The following is a 1850-nucleotide window of genomic DNA, read 5'->3' on the forward strand; positions in this document are numbered from 1 at the left end:
TTTTGTTTGCCCAGCATGGGCGTTCTCTAACGGGTGAAAGTCCCGAGTGCGCGTAGGCAACGACGAAGCACATAGCCGAACAGCAAGGGTGTCCATCGCGAGGTGGAATCTGAAAGAAGCTGTAAGCAAACCTCTGACCTGACGGACAGGAACCGCATAAAAGGCTCGGAAATACGGATAAGGTGGCAAAAGACACTGAAGTCCAAAAGTTGCTGGAAGTACGAGTAAATGCGGCAGGTACATGGAGGGAAAGAGTACGCACCTTAACTGGGGAGATCTCACAGGCGGTCTCATTAGCCGTAGTAACAACGAACTGTGAGAAGTCAGCAGAAGCCATAGTAGTGAAGAAGTTCCTGTAATGGGAATGGAGCGAAGGGCTGAACAATCAATTAGTTGAAGTACGTTCCACTTCGTAGCCGGAGCATACGCCTGTCGATAACGTCAAAGGCGGCAGAGGCAAAAGGGGCAGAAAGGAAACAACGCATGGACACAAGTAGTCTCATGGAGCAGATACTAAGCAAAGAAAATCTCAATGCGGCATATCTGCAAGTCGTAAGAAACAAAGGAGCGGCAGGTGTAGACGGAATGACCGTAGACGAACTTGGCGATTACCTTTCGGAAAACGGCGAAAACATCAAGGACCAGTTGCGGACAAGAAAATATAAACCGCAACCTGTGCGGAGGGTGGAGATACCGAAGGCAGACGGTGGCGTAAGAAAACTTGGAGTGCCAACAGTAATTGACCGCTTCGTACAACAGGCGGTAGCACAGGTGCTTACACCGATATTTGAGGAGCAGTTCCATGACCACAGTTACGGATTCAGACCTGACAGATGTGCACAGCAGGCAGTCCTTAAGGCATTGGAAATGATGAATGACGGACACAGCTGGATAGTGGACATCGACCTAGCAAAGTTCTTTGACACAGTAGACCATGACAAACTGATGACAATCTTCGGACGGACGATAAAGGACGGAGATGTTATCTCGGTGGTGAGGAAAATCCTAGTCAGTGGGGTAATGATTGATGATGAGTATGAAGATACGATAGTCGGCACGCCACAGGGAGGAAATATATCACCGCTGTTAGCGAATATCATGCTAAACGAACTGGACAAAGAGCTGGAAGCAAGAGGGCTGGATTTCGTCCGATATGCGGACGACCTTATTATAATGGTGGGAAGCAAACAGGCGGCAGAACGAGTAATGAAGAGTGTCACCCGATTTATCGAGGAAAAGCTGGGACTGAAAGTAAATGCTGAAAAGAGCAAGGTTGATAAGCCAAAAGGTATCAAGTATCTAGGATTTGGGTTTTACTTTGACCCATTTGCCAAAGGATATAAAGCCAGGCCACACCCAAAAGCGGTAGAGAAGTTAAAGGCACAGATTAGGAAGCTGACATGCAGAAGCTGGGGAGTAAGCAACGCCTATAAGGTGCAGAAACTCAACCAGCTTATCCGGGGATGGATAAACTACTTCAAAATCGGGAACATGAAAGGACTGTGTGCAAGACTGGACGGAAATATCAGATACCGCATGCGGATGTGTATTTGGAAACATTGGAAAAGGCCGAAGAACAGGGAAAAGATGTTAATAAAACTGGGATTAAACAAACGGTCAGCGCACGGAATATCCTATGCAAAAGGATATGCTAGAGTATGTAAGAGCTGGAATATTTGTAAATGTATAAACAATGAGCGGCTGGCGAAGTTTGGACTAATCTCAATGTTGGACTACTACACCGCAAGGTGCGTTACCTGTTAAGTTGATTGAACCGCCGTGTACCGAACGGTACGCACGGTGGTGTGAGAGGTCGGTAGGCGAAATAATCGCCTACCTCCTACTCGATT

1 protein-coding gene is annotated in these 1850 nt (G+C 47.2%); it reads left to right on the top strand.

Annotated features, from left to right (window positions below):
- Window positions 1-483 precede the first annotated feature (483 nt).
- Window positions 484-1764 carry a group II intron reverse transcriptase/maturase gene (gene ltrA / locus H8730_RS17235; protein ID WP_249290284.1) on the top strand — a complete coding sequence of 427 codons (1281 nt, stop codon included), beginning with the start codon at window positions 484-486 and terminating at the stop codon, window positions 1762-1764.
- The last annotated feature ends 86 nt before the right edge of the window (window positions 1765-1850 follow it).

The sequence above is a fragment of the Bianquea renquensis genome, from assembly GCF_014384895.1.
Taxonomy (GTDB): Bacteria; Bacillota; Clostridia; order Lachnospirales; family Bianqueaceae; genus Bianquea; species Bianquea renquensis.

What these genes read in the sequence shown, in the direction of transcription:
- ltrA (WP_249290284.1), top strand. Translation starts at nt 484, where the DNA reads ATGGACACAAGTAGTCTCATGGAGCAGATACTAAGCAAAGAAAATCTC.